Annotated in this window: 18 protein-coding genes; 7 read left to right on the forward strand and 11 right to left on the reverse strand. The window is 27.3% G+C overall.

All coding sequences use genetic code 11. The annotated features are described in order from the left end of the window. The first annotated feature begins 101 nt into the window (after positions 1 to 101). From NJU99_RS10680 to NJU99_RS10690, 3 genes are read left to right on the forward strand one after another with little or no spacing between them, the layout of a single operon-like run. On the forward strand, positions 102 to 797 hold the full coding sequence (locus NJU99_RS10680; protein WP_254575906.1) for a response regulator transcription factor: 696 nt from the start codon (positions 102 to 104) through the stop codon (positions 795 to 797). Next, positions 798 to 1,214 (forward strand): hypothetical protein, encoded by a 417-nt coding sequence (locus NJU99_RS10685; RefSeq protein WP_254575907.1) that lies wholly within the window; start codon positions 798 to 800, stop codon positions 1,212 to 1,214. Then, positions 1,211 to 2,371 (forward strand): S8 family peptidase, encoded by a 1,161-nt coding sequence (locus tag NJU99_RS10690; RefSeq protein ID WP_254575908.1) that lies wholly within the window; start codon positions 1,211 to 1,213, stop codon positions 2,369 to 2,371. The genes NJU99_RS10685 and NJU99_RS10690 overlap by 4 nt, the downstream gene beginning before the upstream one ends. A gap of 20 nt (positions 2,372 to 2,391) precedes the next feature. Here NJU99_RS10690 and NJU99_RS10695 read toward each other — a convergent pair whose 3' ends face one another. Next, positions 2,392 to 3,231 (reverse strand): EI24 domain-containing protein, encoded by an 840-nt coding sequence (locus tag NJU99_RS10695; protein ID WP_254575909.1) that lies wholly within the window; start codon positions 3,229 to 3,231, stop codon positions 2,392 to 2,394. A gap of 39 nt (positions 3,232 to 3,270) precedes the next feature. Further along, a complete protein-coding gene (locus NJU99_RS10700; RefSeq protein ID WP_346731822.1) occupies positions 3,271 to 4,149 on the reverse strand; it encodes a radical SAM/SPASM domain-containing protein in 879 nt (292 codons plus the stop codon). A 119-nt stretch (positions 4,150 to 4,268) separates the two neighbouring features. Here NJU99_RS10700 and NJU99_RS10705 point away from each other — a divergent pair, with 119 nt between their 5' ends. Next, entirely contained in the window at positions 4,269 to 4,592 is a 324-nt protein-coding gene (locus tag NJU99_RS10705; protein ID WP_254575910.1) for a hypothetical protein, read from the forward strand. 2 nt (positions 4,593 to 4,594) lie between these two features. On the opposite strand, the gene NJU99_RS10710 is transcribed toward NJU99_RS10705, so the two are convergent. Together NJU99_RS10710 and NJU99_RS10715 are read right to left on the reverse strand one after the other, a co-directional pair. Continuing rightward, positions 4,595 to 5,332, reverse strand: a complete 738-nt coding sequence (locus NJU99_RS10710; RefSeq protein WP_254575911.1) for a hypothetical protein — start codon at positions 5,330 to 5,332, stop codon at positions 4,595 to 4,597. A 7-nt stretch (positions 5,333 to 5,339) separates the two neighbouring features. Further along, a complete protein-coding gene (locus NJU99_RS10715) occupies positions 5,340 to 5,873 on the reverse strand; it encodes a hypothetical protein (protein WP_254575912.1) in 534 nt (177 codons plus the stop codon). 186 nt (positions 5,874 to 6,059) lie between these two features. On the opposite strand from NJU99_RS10715, the gene NJU99_RS10720 reads away from it, so the two are divergent. After that, positions 6,060 to 6,557 carry a DsrE family protein gene (locus tag NJU99_RS10720; RefSeq protein ID WP_254575913.1) on the forward strand — a complete coding sequence of 166 codons (498 nt, stop codon included), beginning with the start codon at positions 6,060 to 6,062 and terminating at the stop codon, positions 6,555 to 6,557. 8 nt (positions 6,558 to 6,565) lie between these two features. Here NJU99_RS10720 and NJU99_RS10725 read toward each other — a convergent pair whose 3' ends face one another. Beyond that, positions 6,566 to 6,904, reverse strand: a complete 339-nt coding sequence (locus tag NJU99_RS10725) for a MerR family transcriptional regulator (protein WP_254575914.1) — start codon at positions 6,902 to 6,904, stop codon at positions 6,566 to 6,568. A 127-nt stretch (positions 6,905 to 7,031) separates the two neighbouring features. Between NJU99_RS10725 and NJU99_RS10730 the strand changes: the two genes are divergently transcribed. Next, the gene (locus NJU99_RS10730; protein WP_254575915.1) at positions 7,032 to 7,913 is read left to right on the forward strand and encodes a tetratricopeptide repeat protein; all 882 of its coding nucleotides are present in this window, start codon (positions 7,032 to 7,034) and stop codon (positions 7,911 to 7,913) included. A gap of 36 nt (positions 7,914 to 7,949) precedes the next feature. Here the strand turns inward: NJU99_RS10730 and NJU99_RS10735 are convergent, their stop codons facing one another. The 4 genes from NJU99_RS10735 to proV all read right to left on the reverse strand — a co-directional run bounded on the left by NJU99_RS10735 (position 7,950) and on the right by proV (position 12,355). After that, positions 7,950 to 8,999 carry an alcohol dehydrogenase family protein gene (locus NJU99_RS10735; RefSeq protein ID WP_254575916.1) on the reverse strand — a complete coding sequence of 350 codons (1,050 nt, stop codon included), beginning with the start codon at positions 8,997 to 8,999 and terminating at the stop codon, positions 7,950 to 7,952. Between the two features lie 115 nt (positions 9,000 to 9,114). Beyond that, positions 9,115 to 10,086, reverse strand: coding sequence for a glycine betaine/L-proline ABC transporter substrate-binding protein ProX (proX, locus tag NJU99_RS10740; protein ID WP_254575917.1), 972 nt, complete (start codon positions 10,084 to 10,086; stop codon positions 9,115 to 9,117). Between the two features lie 9 nt (positions 10,087 to 10,095). After that, positions 10,096 to 11,115 carry a glycine betaine/L-proline ABC transporter permease ProW gene (gene proW, locus NJU99_RS10745; RefSeq protein WP_254575918.1) on the reverse strand — a complete coding sequence of 340 codons (1,020 nt, stop codon included), beginning with the start codon at positions 11,113 to 11,115 and terminating at the stop codon, positions 10,096 to 10,098. Next, positions 11,108 to 12,355: a glycine betaine/L-proline ABC transporter ATP-binding protein ProV gene (gene proV, locus NJU99_RS10750; RefSeq protein ID WP_254575919.1), complete on the reverse strand. Its 1,248-nt coding sequence runs from the start codon at positions 12,353 to 12,355 to the stop codon at positions 11,108 to 11,110. Before proV ends, proW begins: the two co-directional genes overlap by 8 nt. Before the next feature lie 240 nt (positions 12,356 to 12,595). Between proV and NJU99_RS10755 the strand changes: the two genes are divergently transcribed. Next, positions 12,596 to 14,158, forward strand: a complete 1,563-nt coding sequence (locus NJU99_RS10755; RefSeq protein ID WP_254575920.1) for a BCCT family transporter — start codon at positions 12,596 to 12,598, stop codon at positions 14,156 to 14,158. A gap of 20 nt (positions 14,159 to 14,178) precedes the next feature. On the opposite strand, the gene NJU99_RS10760 is transcribed toward NJU99_RS10755, so the two are convergent. Together NJU99_RS10760 and NJU99_RS10765 are read right to left on the reverse strand one after the other, a co-directional pair. Continuing rightward, the gene (locus NJU99_RS10760; protein WP_254575921.1) at positions 14,179 to 16,341 is read right to left on the reverse strand and encodes an ATP-binding protein; all 2,163 of its coding nucleotides are present in this window, start codon (positions 16,339 to 16,341) and stop codon (positions 14,179 to 14,181) included. Then, positions 16,328 to 17,155: a PhnD/SsuA/transferrin family substrate-binding protein gene (locus tag NJU99_RS10765; protein ID WP_254575922.1), complete on the reverse strand. Its 828-nt coding sequence runs from the start codon at positions 17,153 to 17,155 to the stop codon at positions 16,328 to 16,330. The genes NJU99_RS10760 and NJU99_RS10765 overlap by 14 nt, the downstream gene beginning before the upstream one ends. Between the last annotated feature and the right edge of the window lie 37 nt (positions 17,156 to 17,192).

Consider the following 17,192-nt stretch of genomic DNA (forward strand, 5'->3'; position numbering starts at 1 on the left):
TTTTTGATAGATTATTTTCTGTTATTAAATTCAATTTTTCTTGTCCTGTAACCTTTAATATGATATGATAACATAATATTTCTAATAAGGATTTTATCATAATGCAAGATAATATAATTAGTAAGTTAAATGCTTTTTCAGTACTTTACATAGAAGATGAAGATGGCATTAGAAATAATATCAAAGAGATATTAGACCACTTATTTAAAGAAACAATTACAGCAAAAAACGCAAGCGATGGCCATATAAAATATGTTCAAAATAAACCTGACTTAATCATTACAGACATTAGAATGCCCCCTGGTGAAACTGGAATTGATTTAATAAAAAAAATAAGAGAATCAGATTCAAAAACTAGAATCATAATCACTTCAGCTCACACAGATTTAGAATATATGCTAAAAGCAGCTGAACTACATCTTGTAAAATATATCATCAAACCTATAACACAAGAAAAACTTATGGATGCTCTTGAAGCTTTTGTAAAAACACATGATGAAAATAAAATCTACACTTTAAATGAAAATTGCTATTTTGACTATAGTAAATCTATTATTTCAAACAAAGAAGAAACACACAATCTTACAAAAAAAGAGAATATGTTCTTAAAACTTCTTATCACTAAAAATAGAATCATCACATATGAAGAAATGGAAACTCAAATCTGGGATGAAGACTCTGTTATGACACAAAATGCCATGAGATTATTTATCAAAAACTTTAGAAAAAAATTACCTGAAAAATGCCTAAAAAACATTCAAGGTACTGGATATAGACTAGTTTTAGGAGAGCAGTAGATGAGAAAGTTTATACTTTCAACTACTCTTTTAACCTTTTGTAGCTCTTTGTTTGCAAATGAGTTTTATTATGAGTTTGATAAAAAAATAGAACTTATTAAACCAATAGAATCAAAAACTTATAGCACAAATTCACAAGATGAAAACACTTCTGAAAAAATACATACATACCAAACAACAAATGGAAAAACAATAAAATTTAAAAATGAACTAATAGTTCAATGTCATAAAGAAGCATATTGCCAAGATGATTTTAGTGATTTAAATATTACTAACTACAAAGAAATAAGTAAGGGATTCTTTCTTATAAAAGTAGAAGATTCACAAAATATTTTTACTCTAGCACAAGAGTTACATAACAAAGAAGATATTAAAAGTGCCACACCAAATAAATTATTAAAGTTGCAGAAAAGATGAAATTAATTAATATTCAAAAATATAGCATAGCACTTACTTTAGCTATTAGTCTTACTGCTTGTGGTGGTGGAGGTGGAGGTAGTACCTCATCTACTTCTATTTCAAATGTTGTAAATTCAGTGATTGATGATAATATGTTTCAGTTTGCTTGGCATATTAATAAAAATATAAACTCAACATACAAAACAAACAATAACATAAATAATGAATCACACATAAGTTTGGAAGAAGCTTGGGCAATAACAAAAGGTAAACAAACAAATGGTGAAGCTATAAAAGTAGCAGTAATTGATGAAGATTTTGAAGTCAATCACCCTAATATAAAAAATAAGATATATAAAGCTTACAATGCAATGGATGATACTTCAAATATTTCAGACGCAGATGGTGATACATTTTATCATGGTCTTGCGGTTGCAGGTATTATTGTAGGAGATGAAGTTGGTGTTGCTCCAAATACAGAACTTATTTTAATTAACTTGGACTTTGAAGACAATAACCTTAGTGAACTTGATATTTTAAAAGCCTTTAATTATGCAAAAGACAATGGAGCAAAAGTTATAAACTGTAGTTGGGGATTAGGAAATATTCCACAAACAATTTCAGATAGAATAAATCAACTTAAAGATGATGGAATTATAGTTGTATTTGCATCTGGAAATGAAGGAGTAGACTTAGACCAAGCTGGAAATGAAGACTTATCTGAAATTAGCTCAGTTATTGGAGTGGGTGCTTCAAGTGTAAAGAATGACGTAACTTCATACTCAAACTATGGTTCAACCATTGATGTAATAGCACCTGGTGGAGGAAGTTTAAACGATGGATTACTTGGTATTTTATCCCTAGATCAAAGTGGAAGTGCAGGAGAAAATGATAATAATCAACTTTCCTATACAAATGAAAATTTAAATAACTATACTTTAACATCTGGTACAAGCTTTGCAGCACCTACAACAAGTGGTTTAGTTGCATTAATGTTATCTGTAAACCCAAATCTTACTTTTAATCAAATAAGAACTATTTTGATTTCAACTACGGATAGAGTTGGAGGGACAGATGCAGACTACTCAAACGGTGGATTTGATACGAAAAGAGCCTATGGAAAAATAAATGCAAAAAAAGCTATAGAGGCTGCACAAGCATCACTTAACCCATAAAAAAAGATAAGTAAGAAATCTTACTTATCTTCTAAAAGTTTCACTTCTTCTTTTTTCTCTTCACTTTTATTATTTATGTCTGGTACTTCAAACTCATACATTTTATCTAGTTTTACAAAATAAGCATGTCCTAAATAAATTATATAAAATACTGCTGTAAATAGTGTAATAAAAGGTATCATAGAAACTAAATATAAAAATAGAGTTCTTCCTCTAAAAGCATTTGCTTCTTTTTTATATATTTTTTTATACTCTTCTTCACTTAAAAGTGTAGAGGCAACATCATAGTTTAAAAGCTTATGAAAGAAATAGTATAAAGGTAATGCGAAAGCTATTATATTTAATACTGGAACAAAATACACCGGAATTAAGAGTATAAATAAAAGTATCATCATAAATGAACTTTTTAACAAAACCCACAAGGGAGATAAAAGTGAACCATGTCCATGCAAGGTTATATGACTATAGTGTCTTTTATGAACGATTCCCAAAATCATTGGAGTTAAAAAACCAATAACAACTAAAGTTAAAATAACCGATGCTTGTAAAACTATAATAGATCCAATAGTATAAAGTAAAAAGCCTGCTATCCATGAAGTAAATGAATACTTAAATAAAAACACTACTAAATAAGTAGCCCATACAAAATAAAATGGTGCATTTTCATCAACGATAACTTCTTCACCATTTTGAGAAGCTTCTGCTGCTTCTTGAAGTGCAGTAATTCCAAAGTCAGCTGCTGCAAAAAATAGTGAATAAATTAAAATCATTGTAACTATCAATGGAACTAATGAAATCTTTAACATCTTTGATGTTAAAAAGTCTTTCAAACTTCGAGATAAAATATCTATTTCTGTCAAATTAAACCTTTAAATAATTTTTCAAATTATAGCTTAGTTTTACTTATCAAATCTAAGTCTATACTCACACTTTTGGCAAAGTTCTTCTACTACTTTACCTTCTTTAAAACCTTTTTGAATATCTATTACTCTTTTTGAGTTTAATATATCTTTTATTTGTGTATCATTTGTATTTCCAAGATTTACACAAGCATTTTGATCTAAACAGCAAGGTATTACATCTCCTGATGAAAGAATTCCAAAGTGAGAATCTAAGCCATAACAAAAACCTTTATCTGATACAAACTTATTACCTAAGCTAGGCCAGTTAAAGTACTCATCAAAATTAAAAAATAGCTTTCTGTCTATTCTTATATTTTTAGGTTTATTTTTATATACCTCATCAAGTAAGATATTTGTTTCAAAACTTTTATTTATTTTTTCAAATACTTTTTGATTAAACTCTTTTGCACTTTGCTCTTCATCTAAATTCCAAATTCTAAGATTTATAAAATATTCATGTTTTTTATCTTGTGCATGTTTTATAAAACTAATAATTGGATCTAAATACTCATCTAAACTTTTCTTATGTGAATTTGCATTATATGAATTAATAGAGAAATTAATCTGTCTTATTGCCTTATGCATTAAAGTATCAAAATGTTTTTCATTTAAATTATTTGCAGTTGTAGTAATATTCACTTCTAATTCATTTTTTAAACTTACATCTAAATACTTAGCCAAACTTGATAATACTAAAGGATCTCCTACTACATGATAGGCTAACTGTTTTGTATAATCTTTTAATTGGGAGTTTATCTCTTCAAAATGTTCTAAACTCATAGTCTCATTTGGCTTTATTTTTGGAGGGCAAAATGTACACTTTAGATTACAAATATTTGTAATTTCTATATGAACTTTCTTAAACTTTTTTATAATATAGCCTTTTTAAAATTTTAGCAATTGTATCAAATAGTTCATAAAATAAAGGCTCTTAAAGCCTTAAGTAATAGTAGTTTAATTATAATTGCCTTCAAGTTCAAAACAAAGGTTTTATAATGGAAATGATTTTAAATGATAATGATATAGTTGTAGGAGCACAATTTGATGGTGGAACTATTCAAGACTATGTAGATGATAAAAAAACTTATGGACTAATCAGAATAGAAAACTCAACTGCAAACTGGTTTTTATTTAATAAAAATGAGAGTGATGAGGATATTCAAAAACTATATAGTGAAGTTATTAAACAAGATCATTTTATTCATGATGACTTTGGAGAAGAAATAGTTATATTTAATAAACTAGGTTCAAAAGACTTCAAAGACTTTAAAGAAAAAGTAGATGAATACCTAAATGATGAAATGGGTAGTATTTTTTAATACTACTCCATAAATACCTTTTTATAAATCTCATCAAAGTTTTGTATATCGTCGGGATGAAAAGCTTTATCTCTTTGTTCATTCCAATACAAAAGCTTATGTCTTAATGTCTTTTTATACAAGAACTTCACATAATATGCTGTTGCTAAAACTTCATTTGAACTATTATCAATAAATCTGTATTTATATTCATCATAAATACTAGGAAGCAAACTCTTTACTTTCTCAACTTTTATCTCAAATCTTGCTTTTTCAAATTTATTATTTGATTCTTCACTATATTCATATTCATTTAAAAAAAGTCTTATTTTTTTATATTTATATCTTTTAAATTTATACTCCAAAGAAGGAATATCAATAAATTTTTCTATATGGTTTTCATGTCCTATTGAAATAGCATGCTTAGCACTTGAAGATAAATTTGCCAATTGTTTTATATTATAAGAATACACTTTTATCGTAGATAAACTTTCAATTCTTCCATATTCATTTTTAGGTGCTTTTTTCAAAAAAGTACTATTATATGAAGTTAAGCTATAGAAGTTTTTAACAGCGTACTTTAAAAATATATCATGATAAAAAATACTTAAGGCTAAAAAAACACATACTAAAAAGAATATTTTAGATCTAAATATTTTAAATAATAAAAAACTTACAAATATACAAAAAGATATGTAAGATAAATTTGCAGGTATAAATAAAAAGTTTTCTGGTATTACAAATTCAAAAGATGTTGGCATTGAAACTCTATTTTAAAAGATATGGTAAATCTCTTTTAAGACTTTCTAATAAATCTTCATTTAGAAAAAACTTACACTCTTCTTTTTCAATATTTTTATGACAATAAGCACATACATATCTATTTCTTTTTAAAATTTCTATACTTTGCTCTAAGTTCACTTGATTTTCTTCATTTGAGTTGTAGTAATCAAACATATCTTTTAGTTCATTTTTAATTTCATCTTTTACAAAAACTATACTCTCATCCATAAACTCTATTACATTGTCTCTGTTATTTGTTATATTTAAAAAAGCATCTTTTATATCTGAAAATCTTATATCAAATTTTGCTCCAACTAATAGCAGTTCTTTTAAGTTATTTAATTCATTTTTTTGAAAGTAAAATTGTAAAAGTAAATTCAAGTAGTGCTCTTGAATATCACTATCATAATCTTCTATATATTCAAATACTAAATTTGCATCTTTGATTTTTTCATTATTTATAAGTTCGTTATGTAAAACACCTATTTGGGCGATTATCTCATGTAATCTATCACTCATAATTATTCCTATATTTAAGTTGCCCAATTATAGCCAAAGAAGATTTTATTTTCCTATAAGTACATGTAATAAAAATGTTACTTTATTATACTTTCTTTTAAATAAATAACTATTAATTATAATACTTATTCTTTATCTAATTTATATAATATATAATTATAATAAATAGAAAAAGAAAGGAAAGAAATGAAGATTATTAGTAGATTAATCTTATCTATATTTATTACACTTTTATCTTTAAATAGTTTAAGTGCTAAACAAATAAATGACAAAGTAGCTCTAAATGGAATAAAAGAAGCCAAAAGTGTTTTCTTAATTGATTTTACAAATGTTAGAAAAACTGCTTTTTATTTAAATATCATCGAAGGGACACATAAAGGTTTAGTAGATCAAGGCGTTAAACCTAAAATGGTTTTAGTTTTTATTGGTGAAACAGTAAAATATTTAAGTACAAAACAAGATGAAGCTTTTGAAATGGAAAATGAAGAGCATTTAGAATCAATTCAAAATTCTATAAAAAGATTAGCTAATTTAGGTGTTAGAATGGAAGTTTGTGCTGTAGCAACAAAGGTATTTAAAATAGATAATAATACTATTCCAAAAGAAATGGATATTATTGCTGATGGGTTTATCTCACTTATTGGTTGGCAAACTCAAGACTATAAATTAGTTCCGATTTTTTAAAATTGGAACTAAATAATATCTACGTCTTTTACATCAATACCTGAAAGTTTTTCCATCTTAGTCTCAACTATATCTAAGAAGTCAGCTTTATTTTTTTCATCCATATTATTTTCTAACATTTCTGTGATATATTTAATACCATTTGCATTGATTTTTTTTGCACTTGCTAGATAGTGAACAAATGCAATTATTTTAACATCATTAATTGAGTAAAGTTTTTTACCATCTGTTTTTTTAGGAAGTAATCCTTTATCTTCATACATCTTAAGAGTTCTTACTTTTGCCGTTAAAAGTTCTGCAATACTACTTAAAGGTAAAATATCTTTATCATTGTTCAATAGTGCCAAAACCATCCTTTATTTTTTTTCAAATTATACAATTATTTCTATAATTATCTTATAAATCTTCTATTTATTTCGATTTTTGTTAAATAAGATATAATATATTTTTATTATAAAATCTAGAAGGACGCACATGAGAAAAATTGCAGTTTTATTACTACTTATTAGCACTATACTAATAGCTCAATCAAAAACTGAACCTGTTACAAAAGAAAAAATAAATGAGAAAGTTAATTCTTTAGAAAAGCCTCTTTATAATCCATTTGTAGAAAATTATATATTAAATGAGATAAAGCAACTAAGAGAGGAAAATAGAGACTTAAAAGTTGACTTACATAAGACATTAGCAAAAAAAGAAGTTGATATATCAACAAACGTGATAAATTATGCTACCTCAACAATAAATAATATGTTTTATATTATAGCTGCAGCCAGTTCTATTTTAGTAATAATTGGTTGGTCTTCCATTAGAGATATTAATGAAAAAGTGAAACATATGATTGATGAAAAGACCTCAAAAACAATCCTTGAATATGATGAAAGAATGTCAATCTTTGAAAAAGATTTAGCAAAAAGAGCTAAACAAGTAAAACAAAATGAACATGAAATCGAAATAATGAATGCAATTCACTCATTATGGCTTAGAGCTTCACAAGAAACAACTCCAAGTGGTAAGATTGAAATATATGATGAGATTCTAAAAATAAGACCTGATGAAGTGGAAGCCTTAACTTATAAAGCAGATGCAACACTAGATTTAGGAGAAGCAAACTGGTCTTTAAGTCTTACAAATCAAGCATTAAGCATTGATAATGACTATCCTAATGCCTTCTATCAAAGAGCGAAAGTATTTGCTGTTTTAGGACAAGAAGATAATGCTATTGTAGATTTAGAAAAAGCTATTGAACTAAATGAAGAGTATATTTATAAAATAGAAACAGAAGAAGAGTTTACAGAACTTGTACAACACGAAGATGTACAAAAAATACTAGAAAAGAAAGTAGACTTAACTTAAAAAAGGTGTGTAATTACACCTTTTATTTTTCAATCTCTATTTTACTTCGAGAACTATCTTTCCTATATGTTTTTTCTCTAAAAACTCTTTTTGAGCCAGAACAATATCTTGAAGTTTGTAAACTTTTGAAACTAAAGGTTTTATCTTTTTTTCTTCAATCAAACTTACAAGACTTGAAAATACTCCCTCTTCTAAAACTGTCCCACCTATTAAAGTCAAATCTTTTAAATAAAGTGTTCTTAAATCAAGATTTACAATAGCACCGCCTATTGCACCTGATGTTGCATATTTTCCTTTTGCTTTTAAAACTTCTAGTAAATCATTGAAGTTCTCACCACCAACTAAATCAATAACTACATCAATACTATTTTTATCAAGTTGCTCTAAAATGGGCTCTTTTCTTGAAAGAGTTTTATAAGCACCTAGATTTCTAATATCACTGTATTTTGAAGGGCTTGTAATGGCTATTATCTTTGCACCTCTTGCTGTTGCTAACTGTATAGCTGCACTTCCCACACCGCCAGATGCACCTGTAATAAGTACAATATTATCTTTTTTTACATCTGCTCGTGTTAGTAGATTTTCTGCTGTAGAATATGAACAAGGAAATGATGCTAATTCAATATCAGTATAATCACTTTTTATTTCATGGGCATGTTCTGTTGAAACTACAGTGTATTGGGCAAATCCACCATTACACTCACTACCTAAAAAATATGCTGGATTCATTAACTTTGAGTTTACATATTTTAAACAAGGTTCGAGTATAACTCTTTGCCCTACTCTTTTTTTATCAATATTCTCTCCAACAGCTACTATAATACCACATACATCGATTCCTTGTATTAAAGGAAATTCTAAACCCTTACCAGTCCAAGCTGCATCATCACTTGAGTTATCATTTTTTGAATACCAGCCTATTCTTGTATTTATATCAGTGTTATTTACTCCTGCTGCTTTCACCTCAACTAAAACCTCATTTTCTTTTGGACTTGGGGTTTTAAAATCCAAAACATACTCTAAATTATCATAATCACCATTTGCTTTTAAAATTACCGCATTCATTTGTTTAGGAATATTATTCATATTTACTCTTTAATTTTTGTTTTGATTTATATTTGTAAGTTTAGTGTAGAATTTGTTTAAACAAGGGAGCTTTCCCTTGTTTGTAAATTTTATATTTAACTATTTAAGAATATAGTTATTTTGCAGCTTTAGCTTCAGAAACCCAAGCATCAACTTGTTTAGAATTTTGTTTTAACCATAATTTAACATGTCTTTTCACGTCTTTTTCTTTATTTTGACCATTTGCCATTAACATGTTTTGACCTGAAATGTCATTTACATCAATTTTAATAATTTCAAATAATTTAGAAATATCTTTATGATTTTTAACATTTGCACTTGCTACGATTTTTTGATTATTTACATTAAATCCATAATCAGCACCATTTGATAATTTTGTAGAATCAGTATTTGGGTTAGCACTATGAGTTACTTGTAAGAATTTTACATCTTTACCAGGAACTAATTTTCCAGAAACCCAGTATGGAGTCCAAGTATAGTAAAGAATTGGTTTACCAGTTTTATAGTTTGCAATAGTATCAGCAATAAGTGCTGAATACTCGCCTTGATTATGCTCAACTGTATCTCTTAATCCATAAGCATCTAATTGATGTTCAATAACCTTTTCACATCCCCAACCTGCATTACATCCAGTTAAATCAGCTTTACCATTTCCATTTAAATCAAATAATTTTGCGATTTCTGGCTTTTTTAAATCATTATAATACTTAATATTATATTTATCAGCAGTTTTTTTATCAACTAAATAACCTTGAGCACAATTTGCCACAAAGTTAGTATCAAATTTTTTAACCTTATCATTAACTGCTGCTAATTTACTATTATGTAAAGGAAACCATGCAGAAGCTAAAAAGTAAACACTTTCACCTTTTGAATTATTTGCTATTTCTTGATATGCAATATCATAATTTATATCATTTGTTGTTGTAACTTCATGACCCATTTTTTCTAATAATGCAGAAACAATTTCCATTTGAAATGCTTCCTCTGCAATATTTGTTTTAACAGCAGTTACCTTTGCTCCAAATAATGATGATGCTACAACAGCTGAAGCTACACCTGCTAATAATAATTTCTTTAAACTCATAAACTCTCCTTATTTTTTAATTAATTTATATACAAAACCTGCTGGTCCTTTTTCAAACCATTTAGTTTTATCACTTTTATCTTTTTGACCCATTGACTGAGTAAGTCTGTCTAAAACAACCGCAAGTAATACAATACCAAGACCACCAACAGCAGCAAGACCAATATCAAGTCTTCCTATACCTCTTAATACCATTTGACCTAAACCACCAACTGCAATCATAGAAGCAATTACAACCATTGATAGTGCAAGCATTAGTGTTTGGTTTATTCCTGCCATAATAGTAGGCATAGCAACTGGTATTTGAACCTTCCATAACATCTGTTTTGAACTAGCACCAAAAGACCTTGATGCCTCAATTAAATCCTCAGGCACTTGTCTAATACCTAAATTTGTTAATCTAATCAAAGGTGGAAGAGCAAAAATAATAGTAACAATAACACCTGGAACGTTACCAATACCAAATAGCATTACAATTGGAATTAAGTAAACAAAGGCAGGAGTTGTTTGCATAGCATCTAAAACAGGTCGTAGAAACTTATCTACATTATCACTTCTTGCACTCCAAATACCAAGGGGAAGACCAATTACTATTGAGAATAATACAGCTGTTAAAACAAGCGCTAGGGTAATCATAGATTCTTCCCAAGCTCCAATAAATCCTATAACTAAAAATGAAAGTAAAGTACCAATTGCTAGTTTTTTAGTAGAGAATTGTAAAGCTAATAAAACAAAAAATATGATTACAACATAAGGATTTAAAAACAATAAAAAAGCTTCAATTGATTTTAAAACAATATCAATAGGAGCTTTCGCAGCTAAAAAAACCTCTCTAAAGTTCTCAACTAACCAATCAATACCTTTGTTTGTCCAATCATCAAATGGAATAATCGCATTTTCAAAAGGATTTAAAATATCAAAATTTGTTGGCTCTTCTACAGGAGTATTTGAAGCTTCTTGTGTCCAGTTTACACTTGATTCTTTATTCTCTTGTGCAGTAGAAGCATTTCCCCATGGATCATTACTCATTTTCTACTCCTTCATCAAATACTTTTAACAATCTACTTTTTGAGATTGTTCCTTTATATTTTCCATTTTTATCTATTACTGCTGTTGGATAGTTGTGTTCTGCTACTTTTGCAATAAAATCAGATATTTGCATATCTTCATCAATAGCTTTTTCATCAATTATTGCATCATGAATACTTCCACCAGCAGCTTTTTGTTCTTTTAAAGACTCTAAAGTTAAAATACCTATGTATTTTCCACTTTTTTCTACAAAATATGCATAGTCTTCATCAAAATCAGATATGTATTGAAGAGCTGATTTAATACCTGTACTTTCTTTATTTATAATAGTTGGTCTAATTTTCTTAGCAATATGAGAAGCATTTAATACAGATGTTACATCAACACCTTTAAAGAATGATCTTACATAATCATTTGCAGGATTATTGATAATATCTTCAGGAGTTCCAATTTGAACAACCTCTCCATTTTGCATAATAGCAATTCTATCACCAATTCTAATAGCTTCATCTAAGTCATGAGAAATAAATACAATTGTTCTTTTCTCTTCTTCTTGTAAAACTAAAAGTTCATCTTGCATTTCTGTTCTAATTAATGGGTCAAGGGCTGAAAATGCCTCATCCATCAACATAATTTCTGGATCATTTGCTAGGGCTCTTGCAAGACCAACTCTTTGTTGCATACCACCACTTAGCTCATCAGGATATGAAAACTCATGTTGAGCAAGACCAACTTGTGCCAAGGCCTTTCTTGCTTTTTCATATCTTTTATTTTTAGTAACACCACTTAATTCTAAACCAAATGAAACATTATCAATAATATTCATATGAGGCATTAATGCAAATGATTGAAATACCATAGAGATTTTTTCTCTTCTTATGTTTATAAGTTCTTTATCACTTAAATTTGTAACATCAGTATCATCAATTAAAATTTGCCCAGAAGTAGGTTCAATTAACCTATTAAGAAGTCTTACTAAAGTAGATTTACCAGAACCTGATAGTCCCATGATTACGAAAATTTCACCTTCATTTATTTCAAAACTTGCATCTTGAACACCGATTGTCATACCAGTTTTATCAAAGATTTCTTCTTTTGAAACACCATCTTCTAAAAGTTTTAAAGCCTTTTTGGGATTGTCTCCAAAAACTTTAAAAACATTTTTAACTGTTAGTTTTTTCTTTTTATTTGTGTCGATATTTAAACTCCATCGTCTTAAATGTAATATATCTACATTCATTATGTATTAATTTAACTTAATTTAGTCTGAAACAAATCATATAACATGTATATTTATTAACACATTAAATGTTTTATAAAATGATACATTTCTACATATCAAAACTTATTTATGTCTTTATGAAACATATAAATTGTTTTTATTAAGTTTGTTTTCAATATTATAAATCCTTATTTTTTATTGTACCAATAATTGTATGATAAATTTTTATTATTACACAATGAAAGGAACTAACACATAATGTCAAAAAATGAGACACAAACTGACTATAAAATTGGTCAAGATAACTTGCAAAAATTTGGCTTAGATATACATAATCCTGTTTTTGCTATAAGTGCATTACTTATACTTGTGTTCGTAATTGGAACACTTATATCACCAACAGAGGCAAAAGAAATATTAGATGGAGCTAAATGGTGGTCAATAAATAACTTTGATTGGTTGTTTATGTTAGCTGGTAATATTTTTGTAATTTTCTGTTTTTTATTAATATTTTTACCTGTAGGAAAACTAAGAATTGGTGGGAAGGATGCAAAACCTGAATTTTCAACATTTTCATGGTTTTCTATGTTATTTGCTGCTGGTATGGGAATTGGTCTTATGTACTGGTCGGTAGCAGAACCTGTTGCATACTATACAGCTTGGTGGCATACACCTTTAAATGTTGAAGCAAATACTCCTCAAGCACAAGAACTAGCAATGGGTGCTACTATGTATCACTGGGGATTACACCCTTGGGCCATTTATGCAGTAGTTGGATTATCTTTAGCATTTTTTTCTTATAGTAAAAAACTTCCACTTACAATGAGATCAGCTTTTTATCCTATATTAAAAGAAAAAGTTTGGGGATGGCCTGGACATATTATTGATATTTTAGCTGTGTTTGCAACTATTTTTGGACTAGCAACATCTTTAGGTTTAGGAGCTCAGCAAGTATCTGCTGGTTTAAACTTCTTATTTGATATAGACAAGGGTGTAAATACTCAAATTATAGTTATTATAGCAATTACAGCTATTGCTGTAGTATCAGTTTTAAGAGGACTTGAGGGTGGAGTTAAAGTATTAAGTAAATTTAATATTATACTAGCTTCATTACTTGTACTTTTTATCATAATAGTTGGACCAACATTAGATATCTTACTTGGTGTAGGAACTACATTAGGAAATTATGCTTCAAATATTATAGATTTAAGTAATTTTGTGGGAAGAGAAGATGACAAATGGTTTCATGGTTGGACTATTTTTTATTGGGCATGGTGGATTGCATGGTCTCCATTTGTTGGTATGTTCATTGCAAGAGTATCAAAAGGAAGAACTGTAAGAGAATTTGTTATAGCTGTACTACTTGTACCTATGATTGTAACAGCAATTTGGATGAGTACTTTTGGTCTAACTGCTTTAGATCAAGTAATTTCTAGTACAGGTGCACTTGCAAATGGTATTTCTGATAAATCATTAGCAATGTTCCAAATGTTAGAAAATATTCCATTTGCTTCGATTACTTCTCTTGTTGCTATATCATTGGTTGTTGTATTTTTTGTAACATCTTCTGATTCAGGTTCATTAGTAATTGATAGTATTACAGCTGGAGGAAAAGTAGATGCACCTGTTGTTCAAAGAGTATTTTGGGCTTTAATTGAAGGACTAGTAGCTATTGGTTTACTTTATATAGGTGGGAAAGAAGCACTTCAAGCCTTACAAGCAGGTTCAATTACAACTGCACTACCCTTTACAATAATACTTCTAGTAATGTGTTATAGTTTGTACAAGGGCTTAAATGACGAACTTAAACTAACTAAGTAATAGCTTTAGGCTATTACTTATTAAATTTCAATTGGAATCTCTATTTTAAACTGCGCGCCTTTTAAAGACTTATTATTATATTTATAAGTTTTATTTTTCACTAAAATTTTTCCTTTTAACTGTTTAGTTATAAGCTGATGAGTCATATATAAACCTATTCCTGTACCAACTGATTGATGTTTAGTAGTAAAGTAAGGGTCAAATATTTTATCAATTATTGATTCATCAATTCCTCCTGCACTATCAATTACTTTTATTACAATACAATCATCTTTTTTATTTAGAGAAATAAATAAATACCTATCATCACTGCTAATATTTTTATCGAGGAAGGCATCTTTTGCATTATTAATAATATTGATTAATGCTTGTACAATAACACTATCATTGTTAAAAATACTCACTTCTGGTGTATCAATTTGTACATTTATATAGTTAGCTTTTAATGAATCTTTTGTAATGTCAAAAACTTTTTCGATAAGTTCATTTACTTTGAACTCTTTTGAAGATAAACCATCATCTTTAAAAAAGTTTCTAAAATCATCAATAGTTTTGGAAAGATACTTAGCTTGAAAATTTACTCTATCAAAAGATTCAATAAAACCTTTTTTATCAAAATCATCATTATATTCAAGTTGAAACTTTAGACCTGTTACACATGTAGTAATTACAGATAAAGGTTGCCTCCACTGATGAGCAATATTCCCTATCATCTCTCCAACTGCTGCTATCTTTGATTGAGTGTAAACTATTCTTTGTAAGTTTATTAGTTCACTAATATCTGTTAGAACTAAAATAAAAGAGTTATTTCCACTATAAAAATTAATATTGATTAAATAAGTTTGTTCTTTTTTTAGAAGTGTATTATAAATTTTTAGCATCTTATTATTTATTTTAGAGAAGTTTTTATATGAAATAGCATCTTGTAAATTTACTTTTTTTACATAATCTTCTTCATTTGTATCTAGTATCATATTTTCAAAACTAGAACTGCAAAAACTATTATCAGTAAATAATTCTCTAAACTTTTGATTTACTGTAATAATTTCTGAATCTTCATATATAATAATTAAGTTTTTTTGATTATCAATTATATTTTGTAAATTTATATTACTTTTTTCTAACTCTTTTTTATTTTTAATTGTTCTTGATCTATGTTCAACTGCAATACTAATAAGATAAACAAATAAAGCAATCAATACTAATCCTAAAGCTTTAAAAATGTCATATTTATTAGCAATATTAACTAAATCTTCGAAATCCATATAAGAGACAATATATCCAGCAAACATCTTTTTTGTATCATATACAGCTAAAAAAGTTACCATAAAACCTCTATCATCTTTTAAAATAGGTAGATAGAAACTTTTATGCTTTTGATGTGAAGATAAAAATCTCTTATCATCTTTAATAATATTGTCTAAACTTTTTATTAATTTATTTTCATGATATTTTTTTGAAAGTGATGAGATTAAACTATTTTCTATATAATAATCTTTAAAAAGTACAGAAGCCTCAAAATATTTCTTTTTAGAATTAAATACCTTTTTTAAAGTTGTTTGATCATTCATTAAAAGCATATGCATTTTTGATGATAATACACTATTTAGCTTTTTCTCAACTGCATCAAAAGATATAGAGAACTCAACACTTCCTAAATGATCTTCTTTATATACTATGGGAAAAACATATCTAAATCCAGGGTATACTCTACCACCTTCAAAACCAAAACTAGTTTTTAACTTAGTGTTCGCTATGTTTATTGACTCTCTTAAATCAATAAGACTATCTGCACTATTTGAAGGATTATGAAACCTTAATAAACTTTCACCTTTATGTGTATGAAAATGAAACTGTCTAATACCATTACTTTTTAAAATTTCATAATCTTTATAAAGTGCTCTATAAAGTAAGCCTCTATATACATTTTTATCTTTATTATTTCCATATTTAAACTGATGTAATAACTTTAAAATTTTTTCTTGTTTCATCAAAAAATTAAAATCTTTTTTTGCAGCTAATTTATATGTATCTAAAATACTATTATAAGCAATTTGAGTAGATTCTAGTCTTTGTTTTGAAAGTATATCAATTTCATTTTTTTCTATTTTCTCTAAAACAAAAATGAAAATAAATCCAATAACAAAAAAATATAAAATAAAAAGAAACTTATTTTTTTTCAAGCATATTCCCTTCTAATGGTAATTTAGATATTTCCACTTTTAAATTTCCATAATCACTCTTATTTGCTTTTACAAATCCATAAGATCCTTTTTTTAATTTTTTTAAGTCATCATCTGAGATATTCAATAAAGTTTCAGTAATTTTTTGTGATAGCTCATTGTCAACATTATTAGTATTAACAACAAAGGTAAAGCCAGGAAGTAAAATACTCTTTTTAATAATATCCACACCTAAACTTTTATATTTATTAGCAATAGTATCTTTTGCTCCTGCTAGATTGTGAGTTCCTTTTACCAATGACAATAAAGCATTTTGATGTGACATTTCATAAGAATATAAAAGCTCATCAAGATTTTTTGAATACTCTTGTTTTAATAAAATATTTGTCATAAAGTATCCGCAAGTAGACAAAGGTTGAGTTAGTGCAAGCTTTGTATTATTAGAGATGTCTATTTTAGATGTTTTAAACTTTGCAAGAACACATCTATAGTTATGTTTATTGTTTTTTTCTTTAAAAGTTACAAGGGGTTTTATATCATTGTATTTAGTAGATAAAGCTACATAAGGTAAGGGTCCTAAATATGCTAAATCTATTTTTTTCTTTTCTATATCACTTATAATATCTTTGTAGTTTGAATAAAACTTATATTTAATTTTTATATCTAAATGTTTTTCTAAATATATTAGTAAAGGATTAAAATCATTTATAATGTTTGCTTTTGATTTAGTAGGTAAAGGTGCGAATACTATTTCTTTAGAATAGACTGTAACTAGTAAAAATAAAGTCATAAAAACTATTCTTAATAACTTCATTTACACACCCCATAATATTTCATATATTATATAAAAT

Origin of the sequence: Arcobacter roscoffensis (assembly GCF_024267655.1) — a bacterium.
Taxonomy (GTDB): domain Bacteria; phylum Campylobacterota; class Campylobacteria; order Campylobacterales; family Arcobacteraceae; genus Arcobacter_B; species Arcobacter_B roscoffensis.